This window comes from Phenylobacterium sp. (assembly GCF_036563285.1).
GTDB lineage: Bacteria > Pseudomonadota > Alphaproteobacteria > Caulobacterales > Caulobacteraceae > Phenylobacterium.
The window spans coordinates 215,223-239,450 of sequence record NZ_DATCMR010000005.1 but is presented as its reverse complement, the minus strand read 5'-3'; the positions used below and the strand labels follow the sequence as shown (position 1 = coordinate 239,450).

Below are 24,228 nucleotides of genomic sequence, written 5' to 3'. Positions count from 1 at the left end.
TCGCTGCCCGCCGTAGGCTCGCTACCGACCACTCTTGGGGGAGCGCGCCATGAGTTCATCTGGTGTCATGGTCCGGGGGCAAGCCCGTTGATGCCTGGGGCCGACACGCTCGACGAGCTTCAGCTCGACGCGCTCAGCGAACTTGTGAACATTGGCGTCGGCCGGGCGGCCGCCGGGCTGCGCGAGATGGTCGGGGAGGAGGTGCTCCTCACCGTCCCTGCGATCTCCACCGTCACCCCCGACCAGGCGGCCGAGATGATCGGGGGTTCACGGGTTGGAGAGCTCGTCGCCGTGGAGCAGCACTTCGCAGGCTATGTTTCGGGCCGCGCGCTGCTGATCTTCCCCGAAGCCAGCAGCCTGGAGCTGGCGCGCGCCGTCACGCGCGATATCGCGTCCGTGGAGCAATTGCCCGAGCTCGCGCCCGAAGCCTTGTGCGAAACCGGGAACGTAGTGATCCAGGCCTGCCTCGGCACGATCGCGAACATGCTGGACCGCACGCTGGCGCTTAATGTGCCACACCTCGTCCGCGGCCAGGCGCGGGACCTCTTCCCGCGCTCGGCCGCGACGACCGTGCTGTTCGTGTACATCAACTTCGCCGTCGGCGGCCGCCGGATCCGGGGCTACATCGCGCTGCTCATGGACCTGCCGTCGCTGCAGGCGCTGAAGCAGCTGGTCCAAGCCTTCGTCGAGCGGGAAACCGGCGGAGCTGAGCCCTCGCGTTAGAGGCTGGCGGCCCGCAGCCGCAGCGCATTGCCGACGACGCTGACGCTCGACAGCGCCATCGCCGCCGCCGCTATGGCGGGCGACAGGAGCTGGCCCGTCAGGGGATAGAGCAGCCCAGCCGCGATGGGCACGCCGGCGGCGTTGTAGACGAAGGCGAAGAACAGGTTCTGGCGGATGTTTCGCATCACCGCCCGCGAGAGCCGGCGCGCCTTGACGATGCCCTGCAGGTCGTCGTGGAGCAGCGTCACGCCGGCGCTCTCGATGGCGACGTCGGAGCCGGCGCCCATCGCGATACCGACTTCGGCCGCCGCCAGCGCCGGGGCGTCGTTCACCCCGTCTCCGGCCATGGCCACCCTACGGCCCTCGGCGCGCAGCTTCTCGACCACCGCGGCCTTGTCCTGCGGCAGGACCTCCGCCTCCACCTCGTCGATTCCCAGGCGGGCCGCCACGGCCAGCGCCGTGGTGCGGTTGTCGCCGGTCATCATCACCAGCCGCACACCCTCCGCCTTCAGCGCGCGCACGGCCTCCGGGGTGGTCGCCTTCACCGGGTCGGCGATGGCGAACACCGCCGCAGCCTCGCCATCGACGCCCATGAAGATGGCGGTGGCGCCGTCGCCGCGCAGCGCGTCGGCCTCCCCCTCTAGTGCGGCGGTGTCGACGCCCTGCTCTTTCAGGAACTTGCCGGAGCCGAGCACGACGCGGCGGCCGCCGACCTCGCCCAACACACCCTTGCCTACGGGAGAGTCGAACGAGGCCGGCTCCGAGAGCGCCAGCTCGCGTTCGCGCGCTGCGCGGACGATGGCGTCGGCCAGGGGGTGCTCGCTGCCCCGTTCCAGGCTCGCGGCCAGCCGCAGCAGCTCGGCCTTGTCGAAACCCGCCGCCGGCTGGATCGCCGTCACCGCGGGGCGGCCTTCGGTCAGGGTGCCGGTCTTGTCGACGATCAGGGTGTCGATCTTCTCGAAGCGCTCCAGCGCCTCGGCGTTCTTGATCAGCACGCCGGCCTGGGCGCCGCGCCCCACCCCGACCATGATCGAGATCGGTGTGGCCAGACCGAGCGCACACGGACAGGCGATGATCAGCACCGACACAGCCGCGAGCAGGCCGAACCCGAACCTGGGCTCGGGCCCGAACACCGCCCAGCCAGCGAAGGCCAGGGCCGCGACGGCGATCACCGCCGGCACGAACCAGCCGGAGACCTGGTCGGCCATACGCTGGATCGGCGCGCGGCTGCGCTGGGCGCTCGCCACCATCTGCACGATCTGCGCGAGCAGGGTGTCGGCTCCGACCTTCTCGGCGCGCATCACGAAGGAGCCGGTCTTGTTGATGGAGCCGCCGACCACCTTCGCGCCGGCTTCCTTGGTCACCGGCATCGACTCGCCCGTCACCATGGACTCGTCGATGGAGACGCGGCCATCCAGGAGCTCGCCGTCGACGGGGACCTTTTCGCCGGGCCGCACGCGCAGCCGGTCGCCGGGCTGGACGAGGTCCAGCGTGACCTCCTCGTCGGAGCCATCCTCGCGCACCCGCCGCGCCGTCTTCGGCGCGAGGTCCAGCAGCGCCTTGATCGCGCCTGACGTCCGCTCGCGGGCGCGCAGTTCCAGCACCTGGCCCAGCAGGACCAGCACGGTGATCACGGCGGCGGCCTCGAAATAGATCGGCACGGTCCCGTCGGCCGCGCGGAACTGCGGCGGGAAGATGCCCGGCGCCAGGGTGGCGACCACGCTGTAGAGCCACGCCACGCCGATCCCCATGGCGATCAGGGTGAACATGTTGAGGTTGCGGGTCTTGAGCGACCCCCAGCCGCGCTCGAAGAAGGGCCAGCCGGCCCACAGCACCACCGGCGTCGCAAGCAGGAGCTGCAGCCATCCTGAAACGGCCGGCGAGATGTAGTGGTGCAGGTCGAACAGGTGCCCGCCCATCTCCAGCGTGAACACCGGAATGGCGAGCAGCAGGGCGACCCAGAACCGCCGCGACATGTCCGCCAGCTCGGGGTTCGGCCCGCTGTCGGCGGTTACCAGTTCGGGCTCCAGCGCCATGCCGCAGATCGGGCACGAGCCGGGGCCGACCTGTCGGACGTCCGCGTGCATGGGGCAGGTGTAGATGGCGCCAGGTGCAGGCGCCGGCTCCGGCGCCCTTTGATCCTTCTCCAGGTACTTGGGCGGGTCCGCGACGAACTTGGTCCGGCAGCCGGCCGAGCAAAAGTAGTACGGGCGGCCCGCATGCTCGGCCTTGTGCGCCGTGGTGTGCGGGTTCACCCGCATGCCGCAGACCGGGTCCACTGCGGTCTTTCCGTCGCCCGGGTCGGCGCCGTGGTCGTGGTGGTGATGGTCGTGATGGTGATGGTGATGGTGGCCTTCGGACATTTCCCGGTCTCCTTCGGCCAGGTTACATATACCCCCATAGGGCATATTGCAATTACCCCCAGGCGGTATATGTTGACGACATTCCGGAGGTCCCATGGAACGCCCGAACAAGGACAAGCTGCTCAACCGCCTGAACCGCATCGAGGGCCAGGTGAGGGGCGTCGCGCGGATGGTGGAAGAAGACCGCTACTGCATCGACGTGCTCACCCAGCTGCAGGCGGTCCGCGCCGCGCTCGCGCGTGTTGAAACCGAGATGCTGAAGGACCACCTCGGCCACTGCATCGAGGGCGCCATCGTGGCGGGCGACAAGAACCAGCAGCGTCAGAAGGCCGCCGAACTGATCCAACTGCTCGAAAGAACCCGATGAAGTCCCTGATTACAGGCGCCTGCGCCGCAGCCCTGCTCGCGGCGGCGCCCGCGCTCGCCCAGCCGCACGACCACAGTCAGCACCAGGCCCCGCAGCCGACCGCGCCGGCCGATCCGCACGCCGGCCACACGCCGCCGGCCGCCGCCGATCCTCACGCGGGACACGGCGCGCCCGCGGCCATGGACACCCGTTGGGCCTCCGGCACCTCGTGGCAGCCGTCGGTCACGCCGCACCACGGCGTGCACCTGAAGCTGGGCGGCTGGGACGTGATGACCCACGCCGTCCTGAACGGTGTCTATGACTGGCAGGAGGGGCCGCGGGGCGACGAGAAGGCCTTCGTCTCCGGCATGGTCATGGGCATGGCCACCCGCCGCTTCGACGCCGGCGAGCTGCAGCTCAACGCCATGCTCAGCCCGGACCCGTTCATGGGCAAGCGCGGCTACCCGCTGCTGCTGGCGGCCGGCGAGAGCGCGGACGCCATCGACGTGCTGGTGGACCGCCAGCACCCCCACGACCTCTTCATGGAGCTGTCGGCGCGCTACACGCACGACCTGACTCCGAGCGACAAGGTCTTCGTCTACGCGGGGCTCCCTGGTGAGCCGGCGTTCGGGCCGCCCACCTTCATGCACCGGCTCTCGATCATGGACAGCCCGGAGGCGCCGATCAGCCACCACTGGCTGGACTCGACCCACATCGTGTTCGGCGTGGTGACCGCCGGCTACATCCACGATGACTGGAAGGTCGAGGTCTCACGGTTCAAGGGCCGCGAGCCTGACGAGGATCGCTTCGACATCGAGAACCCCAAGCTCGACTCCACCGCCGTGCGGCTGTCGTGGAATCCGACGCCGAACTGGTCACTCCAGGCCTCGTGGGCCGACGCCAAGAGCGTCGAGGCGCTTGATCCGGACCAGGACGTGACCAAGTGGTCGGCCAGCGCCATCCACACCGTCCCGTTCGGCGACGACGGCTGGTGGTCGACCACGGCCGCCTGGGGCCGCCGCTCGGCGGCGCACGGCGAGCAGCTGGACGCCTGGGTGCTGGAGAGCGCGGTGAAGCCGAACGCCGCCTGGACGATCTTCGCCCGCGCCGAGCGCGCCGAGAACAACGAGCTCGACGCCGGCCACGGCCATCACGGCGAGACCTATACCGTCGCCAAGGCCTCGATCGGCGCGGTGCGCGACTGGCAGGTGGCGAAGAACGTCAAGTTCGGCGTGGGCGGCCTGGTGGCGAAGAACTGGGTCCCCGGCGGGCTCGAGGCGTCCTATGGCGGCGACCCCACGGGCGCGATGGCCTTCGTGCGGGTGAAGATCGAATAGCCTCAGGCGTGCCGGGCGAAGACCCGGGTCTTGCCGCCGGGCAGCAGCAGCAGGGTGTCGTAGGCTTCCGTCTTGCCGTCCGGCCGCTCCATGCCGGGCGAGCCCCAGGGCATGCCGGGCACGGTGAGGCCGAGCGCCTTCGGCTTCTCCTTCAGCAGCCGGACGATGTCCGCCGGCGGCACGTGGCCCACCACGACGTAGCCGCCCACCTCGCTCACGTGGCAGGACGACAGCGCGTCCGGCACCCCGCGCTTGCGCCAGATCGGGCTGACGTCGTCCTGCTCCACCACCTTGGTGCGCCATCCCGCCCGCTGCATCGTCGTGATCCAGCCGCGGCAGCAGCCGCAGGACGCGGTCTTGTAGATGGTGATCACGGGCCCGGGCGCGGCGGCCAGGGCAGGGCTGGCCAGCATCAGCGGCAGGGCGGCGGCGAAGGCGCGGCGGTTCAGCATCGCCCCAATATAGTCCCTGCGGTCCCTCTTGCGCAGGGGCTGGGAAGGGCGTCCCATTCGCGGGCGACAGGGGAGGCGAGCTTGCACCGCAGAACCGTCCTGGCCGGCGCCCTCGCCAGTCTCGCTGCGCCCGCCGCCGCCGCGCCGCTGTTCGACGGCAAGCTCGCCCAGAACCGGTTCGCCGGCTTCTTCCGGCCGGCCTCCGGCGTCGAGCCACCCGGCGATGTGGCCCTGCTCGACCGCGCCGGCCGCCGCCGCTGGGACGAGCTCACCGGCAAGTCGCGCCTGGTCACCCTGTGGGCCGAGTGGTGCGCCCCGTGCCTGGCCGAGGCCCGCGACTTCGCCCACCTGCAGCGCCGCTACGGCGGGGAGCGGTTCGAGGTGCTCGCGATCCTGACCTCGAGCTTCAGGAAGCTGGACCTGCCGCAGGCCCAGGCGGCGCTGACCAAGGTCAAGGCGGGGAACCTGCCCCTGTGGATCGAGCCGGACGGCGGCGACCGGCTCTACAGGTCGCTCGCCCACTGGGACCGGGTCGGCAAGCCGGTTCTGCCCTGCACCCTGCTGGTCGACGCGAGGGGCGAGGTCCGCGCGCGCATGTTCGGCGCGCCCTCCCGCACTCCACCCGTGCGCCTGAAGCCCGGCGAGAAGGCCTCTGCGAAGGCGCTCAGCGACCTGCAGAAGAAGGCGCTGGAAAGCGGCCAGGTGACCACCGCCTGGGCCTGGCCCGAGGCCGACGCCTTCGTGCGCGCGCTGGCGACCGGCGCCTGGAGCTAGACGCCCGAGAGCGTCAGGCCCGGCGCGTCCGGCTCGCGCCCGATGCCGCCGTTCAAGGACTTCTGCATCAGCACCAGGTCCACCCAGCGGCCCTTCTTGTAGCCGAACCCCTGCGCCGTCCCGATCGGCTCGAAGCCGAGCGCCGCGTGCAGGCCGATGGAGCCGGCGTTGCCGCTGTCGCCGATCACCGCCACGATCTGGCGCAGGCCCAGGGCGGCGCATTCATCCAGAACCGCCGACAGCACCGCCCGTCCGACGCCCTTCCGGTGCGCGTCGGGGGCGATGTAGACGCTGTCCTCCGCCGTGTAGCGGTAGGCCGCGCGCAGCCGGAACGGCGCGGCGTAGGCGAAGCCCAGCACCCGGCCCTCCGCCTCGGCCACCAGGTACGGCAGCCCGCGTCCGACGATCGCCTGCCGCCGCTGCTCGATCTCGGCCGGAGGCGGCGGGACCTCTTCGAAGGTGCCGAAGCCGTGCAGCACGTGGTGGCCGTAGATCGCCGCCAGCGCCTCGGCGTCGGCTTCTGCGGCCGGCCGGATGTTCATGGCCGCTTCCATCCCTCGTCCAGCGCCCAGATGGCGAAGGCGTAGTCGAGCGCGACCTCCTTGAGGAAGTCGAACCGCCCGGACGCGCCGCCGTGGCCCGCCTCCATGTTGATCCTGAGCAGGATGGGCGCATCGCCTGCCTGGAATTCGCGCAGCCGCGCCACCCACTTCGCCGGCTCCCAGTAGGTCACCCGGGGGTCCGAAAGCCCGCCGGTCGCCAGGATCGGCGGGTAGGCCTGGGCGCTCACCTGGTCGTACGGCGAGTAGCTGAGGATCCGGTCGTAGGCCTCGGCGTCCTCGATCGGATTGCCCCACTCCGGCCACTCCGGCGGGGTGAGCGGGAGCGTGGTGTCGCTCATGGTGTTGAGCACGTCCACGAACGGCACCGCGGCGATGATCGCCCCCCACAGGTCCGGCCGCAGGTTGGCCACCGCCCCCATCAGCATGCCGCCGGCCGAGCCGCCGTAGGCCGCGATCCGGCCCTTGGTCGCATAGCCGTCGGCGATCAGATGCTCGGCGCAGGCGATGAAGTCCGTGAACGTGTTGGTCTTCTTCTCGCGCCGCCCGTCGAGGAACCAGCCCCATCCCTTGTCCGAGCCGCCGCGGATGTGCGCCGTGGCCCAGATCCAGCCGCGGTCCACCAGGCTCAGGTTGCGGATCGAGAAGCTGGGCTCCAAGGCGTGGCCGTAGGAGCCGTAGCCGTAGAGCAGCACCGGCGCCGAGCCGTCGCGCCTGGTCTCCTTCAGCATCAGCAGGGTGATCGGCACCGCCTCGCCGTCGGGCGCCTGGGCGTAGAGCCGCCGCGCCACGTACTTCGACGGATCGTGCCCCGACGGGATCTCCTGGGTCTTCCGCAGCACCCGCTCGCGGGTCACCACGTCGTAGTCGAACCACTGCCTCGGCGTGGTGGGCGACTGGTAGACGAACCGCATCGTCGTGGTGTCGTACTCGTAGCCGTCCTCGACCCCGAGCGCGAAGGCCTCCTCGTCGAAGTCGACGACGTGCTCGCCTCCGTCGCGGGCGGTGATCACGATCCGGTCCAGCGCATTGACCCGCTCCTCGCGGACCATGTGGCCGGCGTAGAGCGAGAAGCCGGTGATGTAGCGGCCCGGCTGATGCTCCACCCAGTCCCGCCAGGTGGCCTTGGCCGGCGCGGCGGCCTCGGAGACGCACAGCTTGAAGTCCACCGCCCCGTCGTCGTTGGTGCGGATCACCCAGCGGTCGCTCCAGCGATCGAGGTCGTACTTCACCCCCGCGCGCCGAGGCTCGGCGACCACCGGCGCCGCCGTCGGGTCGGACGCCGGGATCAGCCACAGTTCGGTGGTCTCCTGGTTGCCGACATGGACCAGAACGTGGCTGTCGTCCGAGGTGACCCCGACGCCCAGGAACATCCCCTCGTCGTGCTCCTCGTAGACCAGCACGTCGTCACCGCCCCGGGACGGCCGGCGGAAGACCTTCGACGGCCTGGCGTTCTCGTCGCGCCAGATCCAGAACAGCCACTGGCTGTCGGGCGAGAAGGCGAAGTCGCCGTAGGCGCTCTCGATCGGCGCGCCCACCGCCTCGCCGCTCGCCAGGTCCTTCACCGTGATCGTGTAGTACTCCGAGCCCTGCTCATCGGCAGCCCAGGCGTAGAGGGCATGGTCGGGGCTGTGGCTGGCGGCGCCCACGTGGAAGTAGGCCTTGCCCTTCGACAGCGCCTCCTCGTCCAGCAGCACCTGCTCGCCGTCCCCGCTTCCGCGCGGGCGGCGGCCGTGCAGGGGATGCTCCGCGCCAAGCTCGTAGCGGACGTAGTAGTCCCAGGGTCCATCGGGGGCGGGGACCGAACTGTCGTCCTCCTTGATGCGCCCTTTCATCTCCGCGAACAGCTCGGCCTGCAGGCCTTCCGTGCCCGCCAGCATGGCCTTGGTGTAGGCGTTCTCCGCCGTCAGATGCTCGCGGACGTCGGCCCTGAGCGCCTTCGGATCGCGCAGCACCTGCTGCCAGTTCTCGTCCTTCATCCAGGCGTAGTCGTCGACGCGGACGCGCCCCAGCTGCTCGATCCTCTTGGGGTCTTTGCGCGCGACGGGCGGGGGAGGGACGCTCATCCCCGCTCCATGCAACGCCCGCCGCTGTGGCTCAAGGGTCACCGAACGACCCCCGCGTCATTGGGGCGCAAGGCCTGCGGCGCCAGCGACCCTTGCGCCGATAGGTCCTCGTAAACCAAATTCCGGTCTCATCGAGATCGCGCGCCAAGACGCGAACAGGGCGTAAACGAACGAAGTCGGGGCCTCTCCATGCTGGACCTCTCTGTCGAGCTGATCCATGCGACCGTCCAGCTCGAGCAGCCGCTCGGCGACGGGACGCGCACGGTCGGCACCGGCTTCCTGATCTCGGCGCAGTCGCCGGACGGGCGGCCGCAGACCATCCTGGTCACCGCCGGCCACGTCCTGGAGAAGATGCCGGGCGCCAACGCCCGCATCGGCTACCGCATCTCCAACGCTGACGGCAGCTGGAGCTATTCGCCCCAGAGCCTGCGCATCCGCGACGGCCAGGGTCACCAGCTGTGGACCCAGCACCCCTCGCGCGACATCGCGGCGATGGCGATCACCGCCCCGCCCGAGTTCGCCAAGGCGGCGATCCCGGCCGACTACCTGGCCGCCGACGACACCTTCGTGAAGCACCAGGTCGGCGCCGGGGACGAGATGATGGCGCTGGGCTTCCCGCGCGGCCTTTCGGCCAACCAGGCGGGCTTCCCCATCCTGCGCTCGGGGCGCGTCGCCTCCTATCCGGTGGCGCCCGCCCAGATCTTCCCGACCTTCCTGCTCGACTTCTCGGTGTTCCCGGGCAACTCGGGCGGGCCGGTGTTCATGAGCTCGCAGACGCAGGGCGCGGACGGCAAGAAGGCGTTCATCGCCGGCCTCCTGACCCAGCAGGTCGAGCTCAACAACGAACGGCTCGAGATCGGCATCGTCACCCACGCGAAGTACATCCGCGAGACCGTGGGCCTGGTGGGCAATCCCGCCGCCCCGGTCACCTACGCCCGCAGCCAGCCGATCGCCGGCGCCAAGGCCGCCAGCGCCGAAGAAGCCGCCGTCAAGAAGTAGGCCGCGCGCCGCCCGCAGCGGGCGGTCTCGCTTTGCCCTGCAGCAGCTATCTGCGCGCCTTGCGGGCTGCGTACTTGGCGTCGCGCTTGGTCTTGGCTTCTGCCGCGGACAGCGCCTTGCGCTCCTTCCGCTCCCCTCGCTTGGCCAGCAGGGCCGCCTCCTCGGCGGCGGCGAGCTCGCGCTCGACCTCGACCTGGGCGTCGGCGGCGGCTTGGCGCTTGGCATCCTTCGCCTCGGCCCGATCCTGCCGCACGGCGTCCAGCTCGGCGGCGCGCAGGTCGGCGCGCTCGGCATGTTGCGGATCCTGGCGGGCCGCTTGCGGGCGCATCTTGTCCAGCAGCGCCTGCTTGGCTGCGGCCGCCGTCTTGAGGCGCTCCGCGAAGCCCGTCTTCAGCTTGTCGTTCATGGTCGCTCCTGCGGCTAGGCTTCTGCGCGCGTCGCCCGGGACGCTGCCGCGCAGATGGCTTCCAGGTGACCTTTGATCGAGCGCTGGGAGAGCAGCGCTCCGACGGCCCGGCAGCCATCCTCCTCCAGGCGGAGCCGGAGCTCAGCCAGGGTGGCGTATCTGCCCGTGCGGGCGAGGGCGAAGGCCTGTTCGATGGCCGATGGTTTCATGTCGTTCAACGCACGAAGGGCGACCGACTTGCGCCGATGGCCAGTTTTCGCACGCCCCTGATGAGGCGCGAGATCAATTTCGGAAGGTTCAGGGAAGGCTCGGAGCTCGATCCAGAGATCGCGCGGAGAGCAACCGAAGCCAAGCTCAAATCGATAGCCGATAATGCCACAGGAAAGCTCCTCAGGGCATCTGAATCTTCTACGGCGCCGGAATCCCGCACCTGGACCCGCGATCCGGAGACCGGAGCCAGGTGCGGAAACGCCTGCTCCGGCTAGCCGCCGTAGACGATCGACATCGTCTCGGCGATGCAGGCGGGCTTGTCCTCGCCCTCGATCTCGATGGTGCACTCGTTCTTCAGCTGCATGCCGCCCGCCTTCGGCTCGGCGCCGATCAGCTTCTGGCGCAGGCGCACGCGCTTGCCGACCCGCACCATGTTGGTGAAGCGCACCTTGTCGGAGCCGTAGTTGATGCCCCGCGTCACCCCCTTCACCGGCAGCATGCCCTGAGACAGGAACGGGATCAGCGACAGGGTCAGGTAGCCGTGGGCGATCGGCCCGCCGATCTCGCGGGTGGCGCGCTCGACGTCCACGTGGATCCACTGGTGGTCGCCGGTGGCCTCGGCGAACTGGTTCACCCGCTCCTGGGTGACCTCCAGCCAGTCCGACACGCCGACTTCCTGGCCCACTAGGCCCGGCAGGTCCTTGATCTCCACGGGGTTCATGTCTTCGCTCCCTCCTGCATTGCGAGTTCCGGCCGTGACACCTAGCAGGCCGCGCGCCTGTAGCAACAGCGCCGCCTCCAAAGGATCCGGCCGTCGAGGCGCCGGGGGCCGTCTGATTGTCAGGCCCAGCATGCCGCCGCAGACGACGCCCAACAGGTTCAGCAACGCGAAGCCGAAGGCGAAGCTGACGGTCATCCCGGCGCCGTAGCGCTCGCCTGGGGAGGCGCTGGGCCCCAGGCCGGCATAGCGGGCGTAGAGGTAGGCGATTCCGGCCGAGCACGCGATCAAGGCGAGGACCGCCGCCACTGTGAGGCCCGCCCGTCCCTTCCAAGCGGCGGCGGCGAGCCCGGCCAGGAGCGCGGGCGCCGCCAGGAGGATTGTAGCGTCCACCGCTCCTCCCTAGACGATCCGCGAGCCTTCCTTGCCCCAGTAGGCGTCGCGGATCAGGCGCTTGTAGAGCTTGCCGGTCGGGTGCCTGGGCAGCTCGTGCATGAAGTCGATCACCCGCGGCGACTTCACGTGGCTGAGGTGCTTGCGCGTATAGGCCATCAGCTCGTTGCGCAGCTCGTCGCCGGCGTCGCTCCACTCCATCGGCTGGATGACGGCGACCACCTTCTCGCCCATCTCCTCGTCGGGGGCGCCCACCACCGCGGCGTCGGCGACCTTGGGGTGGCCGATAAGCAGGTTCTCCAGCTCCTGCGGATAGATGTTCACCCCGCCGGAGATGATCATGAAGCTCTTGCGGTCGGTGAGGTAGAGGAACCCCTCCTCGTCCACCCAGCCCACGTCGCCGAGCGTCGACCAGCCGTGCCGGTTGGTGTTCTCGCGGACCTTCTCCGGGGCGTTGTGGTAGCTCAGCGGGGCGCCGCCCGCGAAGTAGACCGTCCCCTCGGTGCGGGGCGGCAGGGGCTCGCCCTCTTCGTCGCAGATCCTCACCTCGGCAATCAGTGGCCGGCCCACGCTGCCTTTGTGGGTCAGCCAGTCGGCGCTGGAGATGTAGCAGAAGCCGTTGCCCTCGGTGCCGGCGTAGTACTCGTGGATGATCGGCCCCCACCAGGCGATCATCTGCTCCTTCACCGGGATCGGACAGGGCGCGGCGGCGTGCACCGCCGAGACCATGGAGGAGACGTCGTACTTCGCTCGCACCGCCTCGGGCAGCTTCAGCATCCGCACGAAGTGCGTCGGCACGAACTGCCCGCAGTCGCAGCGGTACTTTTCGATCATCGCCAGGCACTGCTCGGGATCGAACTTCTCCATCACCACCACTGTCCCACCCATACGGTGGACGCCCATGGTCCAGCGCAGGGGGGCTGCGTGATACAGCGGGGCGGGCGAGATGTAGGTGCAGGGGTCTGGGAAGCCGAACACCTGCCGGCTCATCATCGAGAGCGGGTTCGGCGCATCGATGGCCAGACCCGACAGCGGCGGCTTCACGCCCTTCGGCCGCCCGGTGGTGCCTGACGAGTAGAGCATGTCGGAGCCGGCGGTCTCGTCGGCGATCGGCGTTTCCGGCATCGGCGCGCGGGCGGCCTCGAAGCTCTCGTAGGGAGCCCGCGCCTCGCCCACCATGTAGAGCTTCACGCGGCCCGGCAGCACGCTCGGCAGCTCGTCGGCGATGGACCCCACGCCGGGGGAGGCGATCAGCAGCTTCGCCTCGCAGTCGCCCACGATGTACTCGACCTCGCCCGCGGTGAGCTTCGACGAGATGCAGGTGTAGTAGAGCCCCGCCCGCTGCGCCGCCCAGGCGATCTCGAAGTAGCGCGGGTGGTTGTCCATGAAGAGGGCGATCACGTCGCCCACCTGCAGCCCCAGCGAGCGGAACAGCTGCGCGCCCTGGTTGGACCGCGCCTCAAGCTCCGCGTAGGTCACCGTCTCGCCCGTGCCGCCCATGATGAAGGCCGCCCGCTCGGGGTGGGTCTTGGCATGGACGCTCGGATGCATGGACGCCGTCTCCCGGGTCGGCGTCGTCGCTGCGCGCCGCCGACGTATCTTTTTTCAGGCGGCATTCCGGGCCCTTGACCTACCGTCCGTCAAGCGCCGCGCTATGAGGGGAGACCAGCCGAGAGGGACCCCATGGCCGCGCCGCAATTCGAGACCTTGCTCTATGCCGTTGAGGATGGGGTCGCGACCGTCACCCTGAACCGCCCGGACAAGCTCAATGCCTTCAACACCCAGATGATGAAGGACCTCATCGCGGTGTTCGACGAGACGGATGCGGACGACGCGGTGCGCGCGGTGATCGTCACCGGCGCCGGCCGGGCCTTCTGCGCCGGGGCGGACCTCTCCGCCGGCGCTGAGACCTTCGACTACGACGCGAGGGGCGGCGAGGCGCTGGCCGCGCGCACCCGCGATGGCGTGCCGCGCGACGGCGGCGGCCTCCTGACCCTGCGCATCTTCGACAGCCTCAAGCCGGTGATCAGCGCCTGCAACGGCCCGGCCGTGGGCGTCGGTGTCACCATGCAGCTGGCGATGGACATCCGGCTCGCCTCCACCGACGCCCGCTACGGCTTCGTCTTCGCCCGGCGGGGGCTCAACCCCGAAGCCGCCTCGTCCTGGTTCCTGCCGCACCTGGTGGGCGTCCAGACGGCGCTGGAGTGGTGCTATACCGGCCGCATCTTCCCCGCCCAGGAGGCGCACGAGCGCGGCCTGGTGCGATCCCTCCACGCTCCGGGCGAGCTCTTGCCCGCGGCTCGGGCGCTTGCCCGCGAGATCGCCGACAACACCGCGCCGGTTTCTGTGGCGATCACCCGCCAGCTGATCTGGCGCATGGCGGGCGCCGCGCACCCGATGGAGGCGCACCGGGCCGACAGCCGCGGCATCCAGGCGCGCGGCCGCTCCGGCGACGCGCGCGAAGGAGTGACCTCCTTCCTCGAGAAGCGGCTTCCGAATTACCCGGATCGGGTGTCGACGGACCTTCCCGACATCTGGCCCCACTGGCAGCCGCCGCAGTTCAGCTGAGTTTCGATGTGCCGAGGCAGTAGCGGGCGCAGGCGAGGAAGATCGCCCTGCGCCCAGCACTTCCGCCATCGTAACTTCGGGATGGTACAGCGCACCGTGCTTACTCGGGGCGGGACAAGGCGCGGATTTCATGTGCGCAAGTCCATTTATTCGCGCACCGTGTTCGCTGAAGAATAGCTATGCACATGTGCTTGTGCTTACGCTGAGTTCCAGATAAGCACGTCGCTACTGTTCAGATGAATCGGTTCTGCGCCCTTGGCTGGCGCGGTTCTATGGAAAGACAAGAATGGACGAGAAGTCGGAAGTCATCGAGATGACGGCGGACATTGTCTCCGCCTATGTGGGCAATAACTCGGTCTCCGCGGCCGACCTGCCGGGGCTGATCCAGAGCGTGCACCGCGCGCTCGCCGGGGTCTCGTCCGGGACCGAGACGGCCGAGGCCGCGCCGAAGGAGCCGGCGGTGCCGATCCGTCGCTCGATCACGCCGGACTACCTCGTGTGCCTGGAAGACGGCCGCAAGTTCAAGTCGCTGAAGCGGCACCTGCGGACCAAGTACAACATGAGCCCGGAGGAGTACCGCGCCAAGTGGAGCCTGCCGAAGGACTATCCGATGGTGGCTCCGAACTACGCCAAGGCGCGTTCGGACCTCGCCAAGCAGATGGGCCTGGGGCAGGGCGGCCGTCAGGCGCCGCGCAAGAAGCGCTAGCGCCGAGGGCTTCGCCCCTCACACAAGATGTGAATACAGATGTTGGGACGCCCGCCGGCTTCGGCGGGCGTTTCGCTTTTCAGTTGATCGATGCGGGAATTCTCAGGCGTGCGACTCAGTTTGCGCTTGCCGCAGATTCGCGCATCAGGCGATAAGTGATTCGTAACGATTCCAAAGGGCTGTTAAGGAATCTGAATATGGCGGCGCAGATCGGAGCCCCGGCAGCGGCGGCCCGCGCGCATGAGGAGCTGTTCGGCTACTGGGCCTCGCTGCGGGGCGGAGCCCGGCTGCCTTCCCGCCGCGACCTCGATCCCGCCGCCTTCAAACGCCTGCTGCCGACCGTCAGCCTGATCGACGTGCGCCGCGATCCCGTCGACTACCGCATCCGCCTGGCCGGCACCGCCCTCTACGGCGTCTATGGCCGCGAGATCACCGGCCGCTCGCTCGCCGAGGTCTACGCCAGCCCGGCCGCCGATTACTGGCGGGTGGAACTGGCTAAGGTGGTCGAGGAGCGGCGCCCGACGGTCGGCGTGCACAACCTCGGCTGGCGCGGCGCCTCGCACCTGTCGCTGCTGTGGCTGCGCCTGCCGCTGGCGAGCGACGGCGAGAACGTGGACATGATCCTGGGCTACGACGCCGTCGTCGGCATGGGCCGCATCGAGAGCGGCATCCGCGCGGCCTAGGCCGCCTGTGCAAGCTCCGCGTCGCGGCGGATCCGCGCCACCATCGACGCCAGGCCGTTGGACCTCTGTGACGACAGCGCCCCGGCCAGGCCCAACGTCGCGAACGCCGCCTTGGCGTCGAAGGCCAGGATGGTCTGCGGCTGTTCGCCGGAATACAGCCTGAGCAGGATGGCGATCAGCCCGCGCACGATGTGGGCGTCCGAGTCGCCGCGGAAGCTCAGCGATCCGTCGCCTTGCGGCTCGGTCACCAGCCACACCTGGCTGGCGCAGCCCCGGACCTTGTTGGCGTCTGAGCGCTCCGCCGCCGTCAGCGGCGCCAGGTCCTTGCCCAGGTCGATGACGTACCGGTAGCGCTCCTCCCAGTCGCCGAGCAGCTCGAACTCGGCGGCGAGGTCTTCCAGCTTCTGGTCGATGGCGCTCATGCTGGCGCGCACTTAAGGGGCCGGAGCCCCTGCGGCAACCTCAGCCGGCGGGCAGCCGCACCCGCGCGCTCATGCCCTCGCCGACGGCGGAGACCAGCCGAAGCTTGCCGCCCATGGCCTGGCAGGTGAGGTCGCAGATGGCCAGGCCAAGGCCTGCGCCCTCGCCGGAGCGGGTCAGCGGGTCGCCGCCCTGCTCGAAGGGCTTCAGCAGCCGGGGCAGGTCGGCAGGGTCCACGCCGTCGCCGTCGTCGTCGATGGTGATCTCGATCTCGTCGCCGAAGCGCTCGGCCCGCACCCGCACCTCGCCGCCGTCGGGCGAGAAGGTGACGGCGTTGGAGAGCAGGTTGCCCAGCACGGTCCGCAGCCCCTTGGGGTCGGCGCAGACCATCGCCTCGTGGACGGTCTCGTCGAAGGTGATGTGGATGTCGCGCTCGCCCAGGTCCTGCTTCAGCGGCGAGGCGGCGTCCTCGAGCGCCGCGTCCAGCGGCTCGGGCTGCAGGTCGACGTCGGCCGCTCCGCCTTCGAGCTTGGCGATCTCCAGCACCTGGTTGACCAGCTTCAGGAGCTTCGCGCCGCTGCCCTGGATGATCTGCGCGTATTCCTTGTACTGGGGGTCGCCCAGCGGGCCGTAGAGCTCCGACGCCAGGATCTCGGAGAAGCCCAGGATCGAGTTGAGCGGCGTGCGCAGCTCGTGGCTGACCATCCGCAGGAACGAGCGCTTCTGGTCCTCGAAGGCGGCGTCGCGGCGCGCCTGCTTGGCGGCCGGTCGGGCCGGCGGGACGTGGGTCTTGTAAGCCGCCTGTGGCATCCGCCTTGCGCGCCTTCCGGTTCTCGGACGGTCTCCACCATCCCAGATTGCGCTTACGATTTCGTTGCATGCAGCGCGGCCACCGGTCGCGCGGAAGGCGAGCGGCCTTACCCAAAGTAGACTCGCCGGGTAAGCTCCGCCCACCAGGGGAACGGGAAACCTGCCGTTAAGCATGCCGTACCGGCGCTACAGCTCGAAGCGATCCCGCCGCCGCGCCTTAAGCTTCGGCGTGGCGTGGCATGTCGCCTGGGCCCTGGTCGTGGCGGCCGCCGCCGCAGCCCTGGCCGCCACGGGCCGGATCGGCACGGGCGCCGACGCCGCAGCCCTCGCCGTGGGCGTGGTGCCCGCGCTGCTGGGCGGGCTGCTCTCCGCCACGACACGCAAGACCGGGCGGACTGTCGCCATCGTCATCTGGGCGCTCGCCGGGACCGTCGCCTGCGTCATGGCGGGCGGGCTCGCCGGGCCGCTGGCGGCCTGGTGCCTGGCCCCGATCGCGGCTGCGGCTGCCTTCCGCCGCGCCGAGCACCTTTCCCTGGGGGCCGCGGCCTCCGTCGCCGCCGTGGGGCTGGCCGCCACCGCCAGCCTGCTGCTGCCGCTGCCCACGCCGTCCGAGGCCTCCGCCGCCTGGCTCAGCCTGCTGGCGCTCGCCACCGTCGCCCTGGGGGCCGGCGCGGCCCTGGTGGCGGTGCAGGCCAACACCCGCCAGCGCATGGCCGAGCGCGACGAGGCCGAGACCTCCCTGCGCGAGATGCTCGACCACCAGCCGCAGCTGCTGCTGGGCGTCTATCCCGGCGGCCGCGTCCTCGAGGCCTACGGCGACGCGCCGGTGGGCCTGACCGCGCGCGAGTTCGTCGGCCGCAACCTCTCCGAGATCGTCTCGCCGGACCACCGCCCCGCGGTCGAGGAGGCCCTCCAGGTCGCCGTCTCCGAAGGCTCGGCCGAGGTCTCCTTCATCCCTGCGCACGACCCCAACGGCTGGTGCGTGCTCAGCCTGAAGCGGATGACCACCATCCGCATCGCCGGCGCCCTGCGCGACGCCCGCGCCCAGCACGCCCGCGAGCTCGCCCTCGACGAGGCCCGCGCCCGCGCCGAGGCCCAGAACGCCGGCAAGACCCGCTTCCTCGCCAACATGAGCCACGAGCTGCGCACGCCGCTGAACGCCATCATGGGGTTCTCCGACATCATGCGGCAGCGGCTCTTCGGGCCCATGTCCGACCGCTACGTCGAATACGCGGAGCTGGTCCACGAGAGCGGCTCGCACCTCCTGGAGCTGATCAGCGACGTGCTCGACATGTCGAAGATCGAGGCCGAGCGCTACGAGCTGGCCCGCGAGAGCTTCGACGCCCGCGATGCGGTCTCCGCGGTCCTGCGCCTCATGCGGGGCCAGGCCGACCGCGCCGGCATCACCCTGCGCGGCGTCCTGCCGCCCGAGCCCCTCGAGGCCGACGCCGACCGGCGCGCCGTCAAGCAGATCGCCCTGAACCTGGTCTCCAATGCGCTCAAGTTCACCCCCCGCAACGGCACGGTGACGCTGACCGCCCAGGCCAGCGGCGACGTCCTCGAGCTGATCGTGGCCGACACCGGCGTCGGCGTCGCGCCGGAGGACCTGGAGCGGCTCGGCCGCCCCTTCGAGCAGGCCGGCGACGCGGGCCAGAAGGCCGGCGGGGCAGGCCTCGGCCTGTCCCTCGTGCGGGCCTTCGCCAAGCTGCACGGGGGCGAGATGATGATGGAGAGCACGGTGGGCGAGGGGACGACGGTCACCGTGCGCATGCCGGTGCTGATCCCGCACGCCGAGCTGGAGCCTCTGCCGGCGGCCTACGAGGCCTAGCGGCCCCCGCCCGTCCCGCGCGACACCCGCTCCACCGCCGCCAGCTGCAGGAAGGCGTGGCCGGCGGCGAAGTCGCCCACCTCCACATAGGCGCGGCGCACCGGCCGGCGGTTGTCCGCGAAGAGGAATTCCACCGCCACGGCTTCCCGCGGATCGAGCCCGGAGAGCTCGCGCACCGCGCTGGCCGGGAAGCGGAATGCCCATCCGCCCTTGGCGTCCTTGGGCAGCAGGTCGGCGCCGGCCGGGCTGCGCGCCTCGGCCATGAAGAACTTGACGCCCGCACCCGGCGGCAGGCGCCGGTGCAGCGGGATCATCTGCATGGCCTCGCCGCCCTGGCGCGACAGGTAGGGGCCCAGGGTCCGCTCGGAATCGCGCAGGATCAGCCGCGCCGAATAGGGCGTCGCCCCGTCGTCGAAGCGGGCCACCGCCAACAGCACGCCGGGGCTTTCCAGCCCGGCCAGGCCGAAGCTCAGCCGATCGGGGCCGAATGCGGCGTCCTGCACCAGCCGCCAGCGCGTGCGCCGGCCGCCGTTACGGTCGGCCTTCCAGCCGGCCATGTCGCCGCGGTAGCTGACGCGGGTGTAGTTCAGGAACCCGGCGAAGGCGCTCTTCACGCGCTCGGCTTCGCGCAGCAGCTGCGGCGAGGCGCAGTCCAGCCGCGAAGCCTTGGCCCACGCGCCGCGCTCCAGGCCCTTCAGCGTGTCGGGCGAGACGCCGGCCCGCAGCGCCGCGCCGCGCGCCTGCACGCGCCCGGCCGCCAGCGCCGAGGCCACCTCGGGCGCGAACAGGCCGCAGCGTTCGTCCGCCGCGGTCATGACCGTACGCTCGAAGAACAGGTCCGCGCCGCGCGCATGCGCAAGCCCGGGCGCCGCCGCGAGGGCCGCGCAGATCAACCCCATCCACCGAGACGCCGGCCGCGCATGGATGCGCGTGCTCGTCATTGCGTCCTTCTTGTCGTTCAACCGACAGTGGGCCTTCGGGTCTTGCAGCCCGGTTGACGAGCACGGTTAAGCGGCGCGGTTAACGAGTTGGCGCCGCCCGCGGCCTCCCCCATGGTGCCCCGCCCATGCTTCTTTCCACCGACATCTGGGTCAGCGCCCTGATCCGCCGCGCCGAGATCGGCGGCGCCTTCGCCGTCGTCGCCCGCAAGGGCGACGCGCGCGCCGGCTCCGTCCTCGTGAAGGTGCTCAACCGCTCCGACGGCACCGCCCGGCTCTATTCCGAGGCGACCCGCATGGAGGGCGACCGCGTCTGGATGCGGCCCACCCCCTCCGACCAGGAGCCCGACCTCGACCGCTACATCGAGCGCGCCCTGAAGATCGACCCCGACCTCTGGGTCGTCGAGATCGAGGACAAGGAAGGCCGCCACTTCCTCACCGAGCCCGTGGAACGGGTCTGAGCCACGCGCGGTTAGCGCCGCGATGCCCACCCTGCTCGACCTGCCGCTGCCCACCTCCTTCGCCACCATGGAGGCGAAGCTCGTTGACGAGATCCCCAAGGAGGCCGGCTGGCGCTATGAGCCCAAGTGGGACGGCTTCCGATGCCTCGCCTTCAAAGCAGGCGACGAGGTCGATCTGCGCGCCAAGTCCGGCAAGCCGCTCGGCCGCTACTTCCCCGAAGTGGCGCAGATGCTCCGAGAGCTGCCGGTCGACCGCTTCATTGTCGACGGCGAGCTCATCATCGAGACCGGCGGGGAGCTCTCCTTCGACGCCCTGCAGCTGCGCCTGCACCCGGCCGAGAGCCGCATCAACAAGCTCGCCGCCCAGACGCCCGCCGCCTTCGTGCTCTTCGACTGCCTGATGGACGAGAAGGGCCAGCCGCTCGCCGACGCGCCGTTCACCGCACGCCGCGCGGCTCTCGAGAAGCTCTTCAAACGCCTCGGCAAGCATCCGCACCTGCGCCTCTCGCCGGGCACGACCGCCCGCGAGGAGGCGTGCAGCTGGCTGATGTCCACCGGCGCCGGGCTCGACGGGGTGGTCGCCAAGCGCCTCGACGGTCCTTACGTCCCCGGCGAACGGGCCATGCTGAAGATCAAGCGGATGCGCACGGCCGACTGCGTGGTGGGCGGGTTCCGCTACGCCCAGGGTTCGAAGCTGGTCGGCTCGCTCCTGCTTGGCCTCTACGACGGGGCGGGCAAGCTGAACCACGTGGGCTTCACCTCCACCATCTCCAACGCCGAGCGGCCTGAGCTCACCAAGCGCCTGGAATCCTTCGCCCCCGGCCCCGGCTTCACCGGCTCCGCCCCCGGCGGCCCCAGCCGCTGGAGCAACGAGCGCTCCACCGAATGGACCCCGCTGCGCCATGAGCTCGTGGTCGAGGTCCGCTACGACCACATCACCGGCGGCCGCTTCCGCCATGGGACCAAGCTCGTCCGCTGGCGCCCCGACAAGCGCCCCGACCAGTGCACCTACGACCAGCTCGGCTCCGGCGGCGGCGCCGCCCTGGAAGCGCTGCGAGCCTCCGCCGCCTAGCTGCGTCGCCCGGGCGTTTGCCTGCCGGGCCCCGTCAGGCTAGACCCCCGCCCCCATGAGCACCTCTCCCGCCGCGGAGGCCGCCAAGCCTCAGTCCGTCGCCGCCCAAGCGGCGAGGCGGCGGACCTTCGCCATCATCTCCCACCCGGACGCCGGCAAGACCACGCTGACCGAGAACCTGCTGCTGGCCGGCGGCGCCATCCGCGCCGCCGGCGCCGTGCGCGCCCGCGGCGAGAACCGCCGCACCCGGTCGGACTGGATGAAGATCGAGCGCGAGCGCGGCATCTCCGTCTCGGCCTCGGTGATGACGTTCGACCACCAGGGCAAGATGTTCAACCTGCTGGACACCCCAGGCCACGAGGACTTCTCCGAGGACACCTACCGCACGCTCACCGCCGCCGACGCCGCGGTCATGGTGCTGGACGCCGCCAAGGGCATCGAGCCGCAGACCCTGAAGCTGTTCGAGGTCTGCCGCCTGCGCGACATCCCCATCGTCACCTTCATCAACAAGATGGACCGCGAGGCGCAGGACCCCTTCGCCCTCCTGGACGAGATCGCCTCGAAGCTCGCCCTCGACCCCGCGCCGCTCTACTGGCCCGCGGGCTCCGGCGGCCGCTTCAAGGGCATGGTGGACCTGCGCCGCCAGCAGTTCATCCCCTTCGCCAAGAAGGGCTCCGACGGGTCCGACGACGGCCATCCCGCGCCGGTGACCCTGAAGGGCAACTCCGTCGCCGCCTTCCTCGACGAGGCCGAGCAGGCCGAGGTCGAGGAGGGCGCCATGCTGGTGCAGGAGGCCTCCAAGCCCTTCGACCCGCAGGCCTTCCTGGAAGGCCACATGACCCCGGTGTTCTTCGGCTCGGCGCTCCGCCACTTCGGCGTCGACGAGCTGCTGGAAGGCCTCGGCGACTACGCCCCGCCGCCCAAGGCGGTGAAGGCCAGCAAGGCCGGCGAGGCCGTCGCGGTCGAGCCCGGCGACAAGGAAGTCTCCGGTTTCGTCTTCAAGGTCCAGGCGAACATGGACCCCAACCACCGCGACCGGATCGCCTTCCTGCGGCTCACCTCTGGCAAGTTCGCGCGCGGCATGAAGCTGAAGGTGCAGAACACCGGCAAGCAACTCTCCGTGAACGCGCCGGTGATGTTCTTCGCCTCCGACCGCGAGCTCGCCGAAGAGGCCTACGCCGGCGACGTCATCGGCATCCCCAACCACGGGGTCCTGCGGGTGGGCGACAGCCTCTCGGAGAGCGGCGCCCTGCGCTTCGCGGGCCTGCCCAACTTCGCGCCGGAGATCCTGCAGCGGGTGCGCGTGAAGGACCCGCTGAAAGCCAAGCACCTGGCCCGCGCGCTCACCGGCCTCGCCGAGGAGGGCGTCACCCAGCTCTTCCGGCCCACCATGGGCGCCGACTTCATCGTGGGCGCGGTGGGCCAGCTGCAGTTCGAGGTCATGGCCGACCGCCTGCGGGAGGAATACCAGCTCGACGTGCTGTTCGAGCCCAGCCCCTGGGCCGAGGCCCGCTGGCTGATCGCCGAGAAAGCCGACCTCGAGGACTTCGCCGGCAAGCACCGCTCCCAGATGGCCGTCGACATCGACGACCAGCCCGTCTTCCTCGCCAAGTCGGCCTGGGAGATCGGCTACGTCAGCGAACGCTTCCCCAAGGTCCGCTTCGAACGCGCCCGCGAACGCGCCTAGCGCTCGGCGCCGCAGGCGCTCTTCTTCACCCGCCGGACCAGCGCGCCGCAGGCATCCTGTTATTCGAACACGGACCGACACGGACAAACACCGACATGCTGAGTGACCGGGGGCGCACGTTCAGCGCCGAGGCTTCCGTGTTCGTCCGTGTTCGTCCGTGGTTCAAACTGGCGGCTCCGCCGCCCCTAAACGCTCACAGACTTGCCCTGTACTTGTGGATGTTAACCATGATCCAGAAGTTAAGGATTGCTTAACCCGCCTCTCGCGCGTTGTCTTTGCCGACAGGGCTGTCGAGCCGCCTCATGACGGGGCCGGCGCATCCCGGAGCGGCGTCATGGGCCTCGCGCGCGAGCTGAAGCGTCTGTTCGGCGGCGAGCGCATGTCGAAGCCCCGCGACGGCATCACCGGCGGCGACGCCGCCCTCCTCGAGCTCCTCGACCTCCCGCTGCTGCTGCAGGAAGGCAAGGCCGCCGACACCGCCGCCGGCCGAGTCGGGGCTCGCGACCGCGCGCGCCGCCGGCTGGAATCCGCCATCGTGTGGCGCGAAGCCGCCCGCCGCACCGCCGATGCCGCCCACCTGCGCAAGGCCGCCGCCACCGCCGAGGCCGCCGCCCTGATGTTCCAGGAAGGCCGCCGCATGGACGCCTGGGCCCGCGCCCGCTGCGAGCAGGCCTACTGCGCGCTCTTGGGCGCCGAGCTGTTCGGGGACAGCGGCCTGAACGCGGCCGCCGAAGTCGCCTTCAAGGAGGCCCGCACCCGGGTCCGCGGCGGCCTCACCGCCCCGCTGGCCGACCTCGGCCTCGCCATCGTCCGGGCGCGCAACGAGATGGCTCTGGGCGATGCGGAAGAGGCCCGCAAGGCCGCCGCCCGCTTCGCCGCCCCGATCGCGGCCTTCGACATCCTCGCCCGCCGCGAGACCCTGGGCCGCGTGATGGCCGCAGAGGCCCGCCTGGTCCGCGCCGACATCCTCTGCGGCTGGGGCGCGCGGCTGCAGGATGCCGACCTGCTGAAGGCCGCCGTGGACGACGCCGCGGCCGCCGCCCGGCGCGTCGACGTGACCTACGAGCCGCTCACCTTCGCCCGCGCCGAGACCCTGCGCGCCCAGGCCCTGGTTATGTGGGGGGAGGTCACCGCGGACCTGGACGCCATCTCTGCCGCCGCCACGACCGCCGCCGAGGTCCTCGACCGCCTGTCTCGGGACGACAGCCCCCTCGACTGGGCCCGCGCCCAGCTCGCCCTTGGCCAGGCCCTGCAGACCCTGGGCGAGGCGGCCCTCGACGAGCGCTCCTACGAGCAGGCGGTCACCGCCTACGACCGCGCCAACCTGGTCCTGAAGGACGCCCCGGCCGCGGCCCTGCGCGCCCAGTGCGCAGCCGCCCGCGCCCTGTGCCTCGCCCGCTCGGCCGAGCTCACCGGCGACCTGGCCGTGCTCGACGCCGCCGAGGCGGCCATGAAGATCGAGCTGTCGGACATGAACGCCCGCCGCGACCCCGTCGCCTGGGCGCTGGCCCAGCTGCACCTCGCGCGCCTCTACGAAGCCCGCGTGGAGATCACCGGCAAGGACCGCGGCCGGCTCGCCGCCGCCTCCCTGGCCCTGGAGATGGCCCGCGACGTCTTCGCCGAACAGGGCCAGCGCTCGCTCACCCTGCTGGCCAACGACGCCCTCGACCGGATCCAGGGCGTCCCCCGCACCGCCGTCTGAGGCTTT

Annotated in this window: 24 protein-coding genes; 14 read left to right on the top strand and 10 right to left on the bottom strand. The window is 70.6% G+C overall.

Going from position 1 to position 24,228, the window contains the following annotated elements:
* Positions 1 to 90: 90 nt before the first annotated feature.
* On the top strand, positions 91 to 723 hold the full coding sequence (locus VIL76_RS04365) for a chemotaxis protein CheX (protein WP_332043774.1): 633 nt from the start codon (positions 91 to 93) through the stop codon (positions 721 to 723).
* Here VIL76_RS04365 and VIL76_RS04360 read toward each other — a convergent pair.
* Positions 720 to 3,086 (bottom strand): heavy metal translocating P-type ATPase, encoded by a 2,367-nt coding sequence (locus VIL76_RS04360; protein WP_332043773.1) that lies wholly within the window; start codon positions 3,084 to 3,086, stop codon positions 720 to 722. The two genes, VIL76_RS04365 and VIL76_RS04360, sit on opposite strands and share 4 nt — an antisense overlap.
* A gap of 94 nt (positions 3,087 to 3,180) precedes the next feature.
* Here VIL76_RS04360 and VIL76_RS04355 point away from each other — a divergent pair, with 94 nt between their 5' ends.
* Both VIL76_RS04355 and VIL76_RS04350 read left to right on the top strand, forming a co-directional pair.
* Positions 3,181 to 3,453 (top strand): metal-sensitive transcriptional regulator, encoded by a 273-nt coding sequence (locus VIL76_RS04355; protein WP_332043772.1) that lies wholly within the window; start codon positions 3,181 to 3,183, stop codon positions 3,451 to 3,453.
* The gene (locus VIL76_RS04350; RefSeq protein ID WP_332043771.1) at positions 3,450 to 4,769 is read left to right on the top strand and encodes a hypothetical protein; all 1,320 of its coding nucleotides are present in this window, start codon (positions 3,450 to 3,452) and stop codon (positions 4,767 to 4,769) included. The genes VIL76_RS04355 and VIL76_RS04350 overlap by 4 nt, the downstream gene beginning before the upstream one ends.
* Before the next feature lie 2 nt (positions 4,770 to 4,771).
* On the opposite strand, the gene VIL76_RS04345 is transcribed toward VIL76_RS04350, so the two are convergent.
* Positions 4,772 to 5,221 carry a DUF411 domain-containing protein gene (locus VIL76_RS04345; RefSeq protein ID WP_332043770.1) on the bottom strand — a complete coding sequence of 150 codons (450 nt, stop codon included), beginning with the start codon at positions 5,219 to 5,221 and terminating at the stop codon, positions 4,772 to 4,774.
* Between the two features lie 81 nt (positions 5,222 to 5,302).
* Here VIL76_RS04345 and VIL76_RS04340 point away from each other — a divergent pair, with 81 nt between their 5' ends.
* On the top strand, positions 5,303 to 5,995 hold the full coding sequence (locus VIL76_RS04340) for a TlpA disulfide reductase family protein (RefSeq protein WP_332043769.1): 693 nt from the start codon (positions 5,303 to 5,305) through the stop codon (positions 5,993 to 5,995).
* On the opposite strand, the gene VIL76_RS04335 is transcribed toward VIL76_RS04340, so the two are convergent.
* On the bottom strand, positions 5,992 to 6,537 hold the full coding sequence (locus tag VIL76_RS04335; RefSeq protein ID WP_332043768.1) for an N-acetyltransferase family protein: 546 nt from the start codon (positions 6,535 to 6,537) through the stop codon (positions 5,992 to 5,994). The two genes, VIL76_RS04340 and VIL76_RS04335, sit on opposite strands and share 4 nt — an antisense overlap.
* Positions 6,534 to 8,621: a S9 family peptidase gene (locus VIL76_RS04330; RefSeq protein WP_332043767.1), complete on the bottom strand. Its 2,088-nt coding sequence runs from the start codon at positions 8,619 to 8,621 to the stop codon at positions 6,534 to 6,536. Before VIL76_RS04330 ends, VIL76_RS04335 begins: the two co-directional genes overlap by 4 nt.
* A 189-nt stretch (positions 8,622 to 8,810) precedes the next feature.
* Between VIL76_RS04330 and VIL76_RS04325 the strand changes: the two genes are divergently transcribed.
* Entirely contained in the window at positions 8,811 to 9,620 is an 810-nt protein-coding gene (locus VIL76_RS04325; RefSeq protein WP_332043766.1) for a serine protease, read from the top strand.
* Between the two features lie 46 nt (positions 9,621 to 9,666).
* Here the strand turns inward: VIL76_RS04325 and VIL76_RS04320 are convergent, their stop codons facing one another.
* Entirely contained in the window at positions 9,667 to 10,026 is a 360-nt protein-coding gene (locus VIL76_RS04320) for a DUF6481 family protein (protein ID WP_332043765.1), read from the bottom strand.
* Between the two features lie 65 nt (positions 10,027 to 10,091).
* On the opposite strand from VIL76_RS04320, the gene VIL76_RS04315 reads away from it, so the two are divergent.
* On the top strand, positions 10,092 to 10,511 hold the full coding sequence (locus VIL76_RS04315) for a hypothetical protein (protein ID WP_332043764.1): 420 nt from the start codon (positions 10,092 to 10,094) through the stop codon (positions 10,509 to 10,511).
* Here VIL76_RS04315 and VIL76_RS04310 read toward each other — a convergent pair.
* Both VIL76_RS04310 and VIL76_RS04305 read right to left on the bottom strand, forming a co-directional pair.
* On the bottom strand, positions 10,508 to 10,957 hold the full coding sequence (locus VIL76_RS04310; RefSeq protein ID WP_332043836.1) for a MaoC family dehydratase: 450 nt from the start codon (positions 10,955 to 10,957) through the stop codon (positions 10,508 to 10,510). The genes VIL76_RS04315 and VIL76_RS04310 overlap by 4 nt on opposite strands.
* Before the next feature lie 399 nt (positions 10,958 to 11,356).
* The gene (locus VIL76_RS04305) at positions 11,357 to 12,898 is read right to left on the bottom strand and encodes an acyl-CoA synthetase (RefSeq protein ID WP_332043763.1); all 1,542 of its coding nucleotides are present in this window, start codon (positions 12,896 to 12,898) and stop codon (positions 11,357 to 11,359) included.
* A 132-nt stretch (positions 12,899 to 13,030) separates the two neighbouring features.
* Between VIL76_RS04305 and VIL76_RS04300 the strand changes: the two genes are divergently transcribed.
* From VIL76_RS04300 to VIL76_RS04290, 3 genes are all read left to right on the top strand, one after another.
* On the top strand, positions 13,031 to 13,915 hold the full coding sequence (locus tag VIL76_RS04300) for a crotonase/enoyl-CoA hydratase family protein (protein ID WP_332043762.1): 885 nt from the start codon (positions 13,031 to 13,033) through the stop codon (positions 13,913 to 13,915).
* Positions 13,916 to 14,201: 286 nt separating this feature from the next.
* The gene (locus VIL76_RS04295) at positions 14,202 to 14,621 is read left to right on the top strand and encodes a MucR family transcriptional regulator (RefSeq protein ID WP_332043761.1); all 420 of its coding nucleotides are present in this window, start codon (positions 14,202 to 14,204) and stop codon (positions 14,619 to 14,621) included.
* Between the two features lie 197 nt (positions 14,622 to 14,818).
* A complete protein-coding gene (locus VIL76_RS04290) occupies positions 14,819 to 15,304 on the top strand; it encodes a PAS domain-containing protein (protein WP_332043760.1) in 486 nt (161 codons plus the stop codon).
* On the opposite strand, the gene VIL76_RS04285 is transcribed toward VIL76_RS04290, so the two are convergent.
* Positions 15,301 to 15,726, bottom strand: coding sequence for a SufE family protein (locus tag VIL76_RS04285; RefSeq protein WP_332043759.1), 426 nt, complete (start codon positions 15,724 to 15,726; stop codon positions 15,301 to 15,303). The genes VIL76_RS04290 and VIL76_RS04285 overlap by 4 nt on opposite strands.
* 40 nt (positions 15,727 to 15,766) lie before the next feature.
* Positions 15,767 to 16,534 carry a HAMP domain-containing sensor histidine kinase gene (locus VIL76_RS04280; protein WP_332043758.1) on the bottom strand — a complete coding sequence of 256 codons (768 nt, stop codon included), beginning with the start codon at positions 16,532 to 16,534 and terminating at the stop codon, positions 15,767 to 15,769.
* Positions 16,535 to 16,763: 229 nt separating this feature from the next.
* On the opposite strand from VIL76_RS04280, the gene VIL76_RS04275 reads away from it, so the two are divergent.
* On the top strand, positions 16,764 to 18,362 hold the full coding sequence (locus VIL76_RS04275) for a sensor histidine kinase (protein WP_332043757.1): 1,599 nt from the start codon (positions 16,764 to 16,766) through the stop codon (positions 18,360 to 18,362).
* Here the strand turns inward: VIL76_RS04275 and VIL76_RS04270 are convergent.
* Positions 18,359 to 19,303 (bottom strand): hypothetical protein, encoded by a 945-nt coding sequence (locus VIL76_RS04270; protein ID WP_332043756.1) that lies wholly within the window; start codon positions 19,301 to 19,303, stop codon positions 18,359 to 18,361. The genes VIL76_RS04275 and VIL76_RS04270 overlap by 4 nt on opposite strands.
* A 125-nt stretch (positions 19,304 to 19,428) precedes the next feature.
* Here VIL76_RS04270 and VIL76_RS04265 point away from each other — a divergent pair, with 125 nt between their 5' ends.
* From VIL76_RS04265 to VIL76_RS04250, 4 genes are all read left to right on the top strand, one after another.
* Entirely contained in the window at positions 19,429 to 19,761 is a 333-nt protein-coding gene (locus VIL76_RS04265) for a DUF1491 family protein (RefSeq protein ID WP_332043755.1), read from the top strand.
* 22 nt (positions 19,762 to 19,783) lie between these two features.
* The gene (locus tag VIL76_RS04260; RefSeq protein WP_332043754.1) at positions 19,784 to 20,833 is read left to right on the top strand and encodes an ATP-dependent DNA ligase; all 1,050 of its coding nucleotides are present in this window, start codon (positions 19,784 to 19,786) and stop codon (positions 20,831 to 20,833) included.
* Between the two features lie 55 nt (positions 20,834 to 20,888).
* Positions 20,889 to 22,520: a peptide chain release factor 3 gene (locus VIL76_RS04255; protein WP_332043753.1), complete on the top strand. Its 1,632-nt coding sequence runs from the start codon at positions 20,889 to 20,891 to the stop codon at positions 22,518 to 22,520.
* A gap of 334 nt (positions 22,521 to 22,854) precedes the next feature.
* Positions 22,855 to 24,222 (top strand): hypothetical protein, encoded by a 1,368-nt coding sequence (locus tag VIL76_RS04250; protein WP_332043752.1) that lies wholly within the window; start codon positions 22,855 to 22,857, stop codon positions 24,220 to 24,222.
* The last annotated feature ends 6 nt before the right edge of the window (positions 24,223 to 24,228 follow it).

What these genes read in the sequence shown, in the direction of transcription:
- VIL76_RS04365 (WP_332043774.1), top strand. Translation starts at nt 91, where the DNA reads ATGCCTGGGGCCGACACGCTCGACGAGCTTCAGCTCGACGCGCTCAGC.
- VIL76_RS04360 (WP_332043773.1), bottom strand. Translation starts at nt 3,086, where the DNA reads ATGTCCGAAGGCCACCATCACCATCACCATCACGACCATCACCACCAC.
- VIL76_RS04355 (WP_332043772.1), top strand. Translation starts at nt 3,181, where the DNA reads ATGGAACGCCCGAACAAGGACAAGCTGCTCAACCGCCTGAACCGCATC.
- VIL76_RS04350 (WP_332043771.1), top strand. Translation starts at nt 3,450, where the DNA reads ATGAAGTCCCTGATTACAGGCGCCTGCGCCGCAGCCCTGCTCGCGGCG.
- VIL76_RS04345 (WP_332043770.1), bottom strand. Translation starts at nt 5,221, where the DNA reads ATGCTGAACCGCCGCGCCTTCGCCGCCGCCCTGCCGCTGATGCTGGCC.
- VIL76_RS04335 (WP_332043768.1), bottom strand. Translation starts at nt 6,537, where the DNA reads ATGAACATCCGGCCGGCCGCAGAAGCCGACGCCGAGGCGCTGGCGGCG.
- VIL76_RS04330 (WP_332043767.1), bottom strand. Translation starts at nt 8,621, where the DNA reads ATGAGCGTCCCTCCCCCGCCCGTCGCGCGCAAAGACCCCAAGAGGATC.
- VIL76_RS04325 (WP_332043766.1), top strand. Translation starts at nt 8,811, where the DNA reads ATGCTGGACCTCTCTGTCGAGCTGATCCATGCGACCGTCCAGCTCGAG.
- VIL76_RS04320 (WP_332043765.1), bottom strand. Translation starts at nt 10,026, where the DNA reads ATGAACGACAAGCTGAAGACGGGCTTCGCGGAGCGCCTCAAGACGGCG.
- VIL76_RS04310 (WP_332043836.1), bottom strand. Translation starts at nt 10,957, where the DNA reads ATGAACCCCGTGGAGATCAAGGACCTGCCGGGCCTAGTGGGCCAGGAA.
- VIL76_RS04305 (WP_332043763.1), bottom strand. Translation starts at nt 12,898, where the DNA reads ATGCATCCGAGCGTCCATGCCAAGACCCACCCCGAGCGGGCGGCCTTC.
- VIL76_RS04300 (WP_332043762.1), top strand. Translation starts at nt 13,031, where the DNA reads ATGGCCGCGCCGCAATTCGAGACCTTGCTCTATGCCGTTGAGGATGGG.
- VIL76_RS04295 (WP_332043761.1), top strand. Translation starts at nt 14,202, where the DNA reads ATGGACGAGAAGTCGGAAGTCATCGAGATGACGGCGGACATTGTCTCC.
- VIL76_RS04290 (WP_332043760.1), top strand. Translation starts at nt 14,819, where the DNA reads ATGGCGGCGCAGATCGGAGCCCCGGCAGCGGCGGCCCGCGCGCATGAG.
- VIL76_RS04285 (WP_332043759.1), bottom strand. Translation starts at nt 15,726, where the DNA reads ATGAGCGCCATCGACCAGAAGCTGGAAGACCTCGCCGCCGAGTTCGAG.
- VIL76_RS04280 (WP_332043758.1), bottom strand. Translation starts at nt 16,534, where the DNA reads ATGCCACAGGCGGCTTACAAGACCCACGTCCCGCCGGCCCGACCGGCC.
- VIL76_RS04270 (WP_332043756.1), bottom strand. Translation starts at nt 19,303, where the DNA reads ATGACGAGCACGCGCATCCATGCGCGGCCGGCGTCTCGGTGGATGGGG.
- VIL76_RS04265 (WP_332043755.1), top strand. Translation starts at nt 19,429, where the DNA reads ATGCTTCTTTCCACCGACATCTGGGTCAGCGCCCTGATCCGCCGCGCC.
- VIL76_RS04260 (WP_332043754.1), top strand. Translation starts at nt 19,784, where the DNA reads ATGCCCACCCTGCTCGACCTGCCGCTGCCCACCTCCTTCGCCACCATG.
- VIL76_RS04255 (WP_332043753.1), top strand. Translation starts at nt 20,889, where the DNA reads ATGAGCACCTCTCCCGCCGCGGAGGCCGCCAAGCCTCAGTCCGTCGCC.
- VIL76_RS04250 (WP_332043752.1), top strand. Translation starts at nt 22,855, where the DNA reads ATGGGCCTCGCGCGCGAGCTGAAGCGTCTGTTCGGCGGCGAGCGCATG.